General features: G+C 65.2%; 6 protein-coding genes, 1 tRNA gene and 1 pseudogene. 6 read left to right on the top strand and 2 right to left on the bottom strand.

Annotated elements, in window-relative coordinates; genetic code table 11:
- From ACI944_RS09615 to ACI944_RS09635, 5 genes are all read left to right on the top strand, one after another.
- Window positions 1-1,323: type II/IV secretion system ATPase subunit (locus ACI944_RS09615; protein ID WP_411718828.1), on the top strand; the 1,323-nt coding region annotated here is incomplete at its 5' end.
- Window positions 1,324-3,366: a type II secretion system F family protein gene (locus ACI944_RS09620; RefSeq protein ID WP_411718829.1), complete on the top strand. Its 2,043-nt coding sequence runs from the start codon at window positions 1,324-1,326 to the stop codon at window positions 3,364-3,366.
- A 79-nt stretch (window positions 3,367-3,445) separates the two neighbouring features.
- Window positions 3,446-4,078 (top strand): class I SAM-dependent methyltransferase, encoded by a 633-nt coding sequence (locus ACI944_RS09625; protein WP_411718830.1) that lies wholly within the window; start codon window positions 3,446-3,448, stop codon window positions 4,076-4,078.
- 154 nt (window positions 4,079-4,232) lie between these two features.
- Window positions 4,233-4,303, top strand: a tRNA-Gly gene (locus ACI944_RS09630).
- Window positions 4,304-4,516: 213 nt separating this feature from the next.
- Complete coding sequence (locus ACI944_RS09635) at window positions 4,517-4,909, top strand: DoxX family protein (protein ID WP_411718831.1); 393 nt, start codon at window positions 4,517-4,519, stop codon at window positions 4,907-4,909.
- 7 nt (window positions 4,910-4,916) lie between these two features.
- Here ACI944_RS09635 and ACI944_RS09640 read toward each other — a convergent pair whose 3' ends face one another.
- Window positions 4,917-5,642: a DUF1405 domain-containing protein gene (locus tag ACI944_RS09640; RefSeq protein WP_411718832.1), complete on the bottom strand. Its 726-nt coding sequence runs from the start codon at window positions 5,640-5,642 to the stop codon at window positions 4,917-4,919.
- 171 nt (window positions 5,643-5,813) lie between these two features.
- On the opposite strand from ACI944_RS09640, the gene pdxS reads away from it, so the two are divergent.
- Window positions 5,814-6,719, top strand: a complete 906-nt coding sequence (gene pdxS, locus ACI944_RS09645) for a pyridoxal 5'-phosphate synthase lyase subunit PdxS (protein ID WP_411718833.1) — start codon at window positions 5,814-5,816, stop codon at window positions 6,717-6,719.
- Between the two features lie 64 nt (window positions 6,720-6,783).
- Here pdxS and ACI944_RS09650 read toward each other — a convergent pair.
- Window positions 6,784-6,980 (bottom strand): annotated as a pseudogene (locus tag ACI944_RS09650) (hypothetical protein); the annotation flags it as partial.

Here is a 6,980-nt window from a genome sequence, read left to right on the forward strand (position 1 = left end):
GTCCTCCGGTCGGAACTCCGAACGCGGCTCGAGCGATACGGGGTCGAGCCGGACGTCGCAGGATTCTACCGGCTGTACTATTATCTCTACCGGCGGTTCCAGGGCTTCGGCAAGGTCGATCCGCTGATGCACGACCCCTACATCGAGGACATCTCCTGTGACGGGTACAACATCCCGCTGTACGCCTACCACGACGGCTACCAGGACATCGAGACGAACATCTCGTTTGAGGAGACCGGCCTCGACAGTTACATCGTCCGGATGGCCCAGCAGGCCGGTCGGCACATCTCTGTGGGCAACCCGATCGTCGAGACGACGCTCGTCGACGGTTCCCGGGCGGAGTTGGCGCTGGGCGAGGAGGTGACGCCACACGGATCGGCGTTCACCATCCGGAAGTACAGCGACGAGCCGTTCACCCCGATCGACCTGCTTGAGTTCGGAACCTACTCGCTCGATCAGATGGCGTATCTGTGGCTGGCGATCGAACACAACAAGAACATCGTCTTTGCGGGTGGGACCGCCTCGGGAAAGACCACCTCGATGAACGCCATCTCGATGTTCATCCCGCCGCGGTCGAAGCTGATCACCATCGAGGACACCCGCGAACTGTCGCTGTATCACGATAACTGGCTGTCGTGTGTGACCCGCGAGCGCCTCGACGAGGCCGCGAACGTTACGATGTATGACCTGCTGCGGTCGGCGCTCCGACACCGCCCCGAGTACATCATCGTCGGCGAGGTCCGCGGCGAGGAGGCGATGACGCTGTTTCAGGCGATGAATACCGGGCACACGACGCTGTCGACGATGCACGCCGATTCGGTCCAGACGGTCATCAACCGCCTCGAGAACGAGCCGATCAACGTGCCGCGGCCGATGGTCCAGTCGCTCGATGTCCTCTGTGTCCAGCGGCTCGCCCGCTTCGGCAGCGAGCGCGTTCGCCGGGCGGGGACGATCGCCGAGATCGAGGGGATCGACCAACGGACCGGCGAACTCGACTACACGGGAGCCTACCAGTGGGACTCCGCGACCGACGAGTTCAGCGAGGGAACGAAGAAACTGACCGAGGAGATCCGCGAGGAGCGCGGCTGGTCGAAAACGGAGTTGCTCAGGGAGATGCGCCGACGCCGGCGGTTCCTGGCGTTTCTTCAGGAGCGAGGGATCACCCAGTACGAGCAGTTCACGGCGATGGTCAACCGATACTACGCCGTCCCCGAGGAGGTGATGGACCGAATCGAGGCGGCCGAGTCGGACAGCCGCATCGATCTCGACGCCGGTGAGGCCGTCGACCCGGCGTCGAACGAGGCCGAACCGCGGAGCGGATAGATGCTCTGGGTGCTCCCGCTTCTCGCGGCGGTCTGTCTTCTCGGTGTGTTCGCCGCAGCCCCGTACAGCCCCCGGATCGATAGCGCGATTACGCGAGTGGCATTTCTCCTTCTCGGCGGCCGCCGGATCGAGATCGATACCGAACGGGAACAGTCGCTTCGGGCGGCGGCGATCGGCGTTCCCTACCGGGAGTACGCCGCAAAGACGTATATCTACGTCGCCGGGATCGGGGTCGCGGGCGCGGTGGCCGGCGTGTACGTCGGCGCCGCGGGGCTGTTCGTCGCCTCCTCGCCCGGTTTCACGTTCGACCCGAACGCGACGATCGAGACCCCCACCGCCGTCCAACTCGGGCTGTTTCTCCTGAGTGGCGGGCTCCTAAGCGGGGTCGCGGCGGGGGCGACCCATGAACTCCGGTGGCGGATACCGTCGATCCGGGCGGACGGGCGTGCGAGACGGATCGACGCCGGCCTTCCCCGAACAGTCGCGTTCACCTACGCCCTCACTCGTGGTGGGATGTCGTTTCCGGACGTGCTCCGAACGCTCTCGGCCAACGAGCGGGTGTTCGGCGCGGGTGCCGCCGAGGTCGGCGTCGCCGTCCAGAATATCGATCTGTTCAACGTCGACCTCGTGACAGCCGTCCAGGACCTCTCGGAGAACACGCCCTCCGAGCGCTTCGGCACGTTCACCGAGAACCTCTCGAGTGTCCTCCAGAGCGGCGGGGACGTCTCTGAGTTCCTCCGCGAGCAGTACGAGCGCTACCGCGACGAGGCCGAAGAGCAGCAGGCAGAGATACTCAATCTCCTCGCGACCACCGCGGAGGTGTACGTGACCGTGATCGTCGCCGGTATGTTGTTTCTCATCACGATTCTGTTGATAATCGGGCTTACGGCCGGCGATACGCTTCTGTTGATGCGGGTCTTGACGTACGTCATTATTCCCGCTGCGAACGTATTGTTTCTGGCGTACCTCCTCGACGTCACCCGGCCGCTTCGTGCGACGGGGGACGAACACGAACACGAACACGAACGCGACCGGGAGCGGCCAGCTGAGGGACTCACCGCCGGCCACTCCGTGGAAAGCGACGGCGGCTACACCCGACCGGGTGCGGCGGCCGATCACGGACGACTGTTCGCGTACCGCCGGCTCCGGTCGATCAGAGAAACGCTCGCCTCGCCGCTGTCGTCCGTCATCGATCGGCCGCGGTTGCTCCTGTACGTCACCGTCCCGATCGCGGTCATCGCGACTGCTGTCCGGCTACCGGCGGTGTTCGCCGGCGGCGGCGTCGATGTCCGGGCACTGGACGACCTGCTTGTACAGGTGACGATCTTCCTGAGCGGGACGTTCGCGATCGTCTACGAGTACAGCCAGCGTCGGCTCAAACGGCTCGAATCGACCGTTCCGGACCTCCTCGAACGGCTCGCCAGCCTCAACGAGGCTGGGATCTCAGTCGTCTCCTCGTTCGATCGGGTCCGCCGGGGGGACATGGGCGCGCTTGACGCGGAGGTCGACCGCATCTGGCGGGACGTCCAGTGGGGCGCAACGACCGAGGAAGCGCTCTCGCGATTCGAAGCGCGCGTCCGGACGCCCTCCATCACTCGCGTCGTCACGCTCATCACGAACGCGATGCACGCCTCGAACGAGATCGGCCCAGTACTCCGGATCGCGGCCGAACAGGCTCGTTCGGACCTCCAACTCCGCAGGCAGCGCCGACAGGAGATGTTCACCTACCTCGTCGTGGTGTACGTCTCCTTTTTGGTCTTTCTCGTCGTCATCGGTGCACTCGAGTACGTCCTGATCCCGAGCCTGCCGGACGTGGGGAGCGTCGGCGGCGCGGCGGGCGGCGTCGGGGCGGGGCCGCTCGGCGGCTTCGAGAGCAGCGACCGGGACGCATACCGGCTCGTCTTTCTCCACACCGCATTGGTCCAGTCGCTACTTTCGGGACTCGCCGCCGGCGTCATGGGTAGTGGCTCGATTAAAGCCGGTATGAAACACGCCGCGGTCATGCTCTCGATCTCCTACGTCGTGTTGACCTTCGTGATCTGATCGCTGTACCGCGTCGGCGTTCGTCCTCCGTCTCGGCTCGCATCGTCGCCCTCTTTGTCCCCGCGGCGAAACCGAGGCCATGGACGACCGCGCCGGCATCCGAGCGACGTACGACCGGATCGCCGCCCACTTTTCATCGACCCGCGAGTACCCCTGGCCGGAGGTCGAATCATTCTGTGCGGGCCGCCGTGCCGCCACGGCCCTCGATATTGGCTGTGGAAACGGCCGCCACACCGAGTTGCTGGCCGAACACGCTGACCGGGTTATCGGTCTCGACGTGAGCCGCGAGTTGCTGTCGGCGGCGGGCGAGCGGGCCCCTGAAGCCGCGCTCGTAGCCGGCGACGCCGCATCGCTGCCGATTGCCGACGGATCGGTGGGCCTCGCGGTGTACGTCGCGACGCTACATCACCTCCCGACACGGTGTCTCCGCCGGGAGAGCCTTGACGAACTCGCGCGCGCCCTCGACGATGACGGCGCGGCGCTCGTCAGCGCTTGGAGCACCGCACACGATCGATTTGAGGCCGACGCGGACGCCGAGACGGGCTTCGATACCGAGATCGACTGGACGCTCCCCGGCGGCGAGACGGTCCCACGCTACTACCACATTTATACGCTCGCGGAGTTCGACGCGGACCTCGCCGCGAGCGATCTCACAGTCATCGAGTCGTTCGTTTCCAGCGGGAACTGCTACGCCGTCGTTGAGTCGTCGTGACCGTGGCGGAGTTAAATATGGATGGCGTGTCTGCCGGATCATTTAAATACTGTTTCGAGAACAAAAAGACCCTTATATGACGTGGTGTTACGATCCTGTGCGCGCCGGTGGTTAGCGGCCCGATGGGCCGCGAGTCACGGCGCGAGGACGACGAGCGCCGGTGGTCTAGTGGTAGGACCTGAGCCTTCCAAGCTCATGGCCCGGGTTCAAATCCCGGCCGGCGCACTCCCAGTGGTCGTGGGCCGCCCGACTTCTCGCTCGCTCCGCTCGTGTGATTCCCGACCGGCCTATAGCGAAACCGAACGCAGTGAGGTCCCGAAACGCGAACAGAGCGTAGAGGGACCCGTGAGCGATTCTCTTCGACCCGTCCCACCGATACCAGCAGCTCCCGCCCCAAGAGCGATTACTTAAATAGCGAGGGGAGACTCCGGACACACGATGTCAGATTCATCGGACACAGCAAACGGCGAACCGTCGTTGCTCGGTCGAGTGCTCTTTGCAGGTGGGCTCGCCGCGCTCGCGATACGCAACCTGACGAACCTCGAGGGGCGTGTCGCCTACGCGGACGCCAAGGGCGTCCCGGCGGCCGATCGATTGGTCCCGGCCGCTACCGGTCTCCTGCTCGGCGGAAGTCTCGGGATCGGCACTTGGACGTTCCCCCGACTCTCGGGGTCGAGCGTCGCGGCCTTCTTTATCGGCGTCACCCCGCTGATGCACGACTTCTGGGCCGTCGATGACGACGCGCGCGATCAGGAACTCACGTCGTTTCTCCAGAACGTGACGCTGCTCGGCGCCGCCATCGTCTTTATTCGGTGGGCTGCCGGCGAGTAAGCGCGCGCTACCCATGAGTCGGGCCGGAACGTCCTGAACGCCGGGTCCGCCACACGCGTTCTTTTTCAACCCGCGTCGCCATCGCGAGATAGAGCGCGAGCACGAACAGGCCGACCGCGCCCGCCGCCGCCACGCCGAGAGCGTCTGCGCCGAGGAACATCGGCTCCTCGCGGGCGACGGGGAGGAACGTGTGATGGAGCCCCCCACGGACCGGAAGAAAGTAATCGACGGTCGTATCGAGGGTGTACCACGCGGTCGCACCGCCGACACCGGCCGGCGAGAAGCCAGCGATCCGGTGGAGAACGAACGCCTGCAGCACCATCGCGGCGTGGCTCCAGATCAGGAACTGCCGCATCGCGGGGTGGAGATAGCTGAACTCCGACCAGAATGCGAGATGCACCCAGACGGTCCATCCACCCAGGATGATGTTGCCGAAGAAAGCCAGCGCGGTCAGCCACTCCCGCGCGTGACCGAGTTTCCACGATGCGAGTGCCAAGGCGACAAACAGCGTTGCGACGGGGCTGTCGGGGACAAAAGGCCACATCTCCACAGGTGTCCGAGCGAGCTGGAAGCCGTAGTAGTAAAAACCGAACGCCGTCCCGGCCAGGTTCACGAGGACGATCGGCCACACGAGGTTCAACGCGAGGTTCTCGACGGGTTCGGGCAGCGGCGCGACGTACCGGGGAAGGTCCTCGCGGGGGACATCGGACTCTAGGAGTCCGCGGACATTCATACTGGTCACTCCGGGCGAGAAGATAAAAACGCCCCGAGAGCGGCCCGCCGGTGTGTGCCGACGCTCGGCGACCGGGCCGGAGACTCGGCGGGGCCGATGGCCCCGAAAACCAACGGTAAACGAACGGGGGGAACGACACGGATTAAGTGTGCTCGGCCCTTAGATTGCAGTATGAGTGAAACGGATCTCGAGGAACTCAAGCGGGGCACGGACCTCGTGAAACGTGGTTTCGCGAAGATGCAGAAGGGCGGCGTCATCATGGACGTCGTCACGCGCGAGCAGGCCCGTGTCGCCGAGGACGCCGGCGCGGTCGCCGTCATGTCGCTCGAGGCGGTCCCCGCTGACATCCGGAAACGCGGTGGCGTCGCCCGGATGGCCGACCCCGGTGCCCTAGAGGAGATCATCGATGAGGTCTCGCTCCCGGTGATGGGGAAAGCCCGCATCGGCCACGCCGCCGAGGCCCAAATCCTCGAGGCAACCGGCGCGGACATGATCGACGAATCGGAGGTGCTCACGACCGCCGACGAGCGCTACCACATCGACAAACGGGAGTTCACCTCGCCGTTCGTCTGCGGGGCCCGGAACCTCCAAGAGGCGTTGCGCCGGATCGACGAAGGCGCGGCGATGATCCGGACAAAGGGCGAGGCCGGGACCGGCGACGTGAATCAGGCCGTCACCCACCAGCGGAACATCCAGCGCGCGATTCGCACGCTCTCCGGGATGGCCTACGAGGAGCGCGACGAGTGGGCCAGAGAGCACGAGGCGCCCCGCGATCTCGTCCACGAGACCGCCGAGATGGGCCGACTGCCGGTCGTTAACTTCGCGGCGGGCGGGATCGCGACTCCCGCGGACGCCGCGCTCATGATGCAGTTGGGCTGTGATGGCATCTTTGTCGGCTCCGGCATCTTCGGCGCGGAGAATCCCCAGGCGATGGGCGAAGCGATCGTTGCGGCCGTCAACAACTACGATGACCCCGACACGCTCAAGGAGATCGCCAAGTCTCCCGGCAAGGGCATGAAAGGCCAAGCGAACGAGACGATGCCCGAAGAAGAGAAGTTGCAGGGCCGGGGCGTCTAAGCGGGATACACGCCGACATTCGAGCGCCAACTCCGTCCCATGCGCTGTCGGACGATACGCTTTTTTACGTGATACCGGGGTCGCGGTCCCGGGGGTAGCGCTGTTCGGCCACGGCGAACGCGAGCGTGCTCGCTACCCCGAGAAACGTCCCGGTCGTCAGCGTCACTGCGAGGTACGACAACTCGGCGAATGGCAGCGAGACAAAGAAGGCGGACACGCCGTGGAGGACGATGGCGATGGCGACGACGTAGAAGGGGGCGT

The organism is Natronomonas sp., from assembly GCF_046710025.1.
GTDB lineage: Archaea > Halobacteriota > Halobacteria > Halobacteriales > Haloarculaceae > Natronomonas.

What these genes read in the sequence shown, in the direction of transcription:
- ACI944_RS09620 (WP_411718829.1), top strand. Translation starts at nt 1,324, where the DNA reads ATGCTCTGGGTGCTCCCGCTTCTCGCGGCGGTCTGTCTTCTCGGTGTG.
- ACI944_RS09625 (WP_411718830.1), top strand. Translation starts at nt 3,446, where the DNA reads ATGGACGACCGCGCCGGCATCCGAGCGACGTACGACCGGATCGCCGCC.
- ACI944_RS09635 (WP_411718831.1), top strand. Translation starts at nt 4,517, where the DNA reads ATGTCAGATTCATCGGACACAGCAAACGGCGAACCGTCGTTGCTCGGT.
- ACI944_RS09640 (WP_411718832.1), bottom strand. Translation starts at nt 5,642, where the DNA reads ATGAATGTCCGCGGACTCCTAGAGTCCGATGTCCCCCGCGAGGACCTT.
- pdxS (WP_411718833.1), top strand. Translation starts at nt 5,814, where the DNA reads ATGAGTGAAACGGATCTCGAGGAACTCAAGCGGGGCACGGACCTCGTG.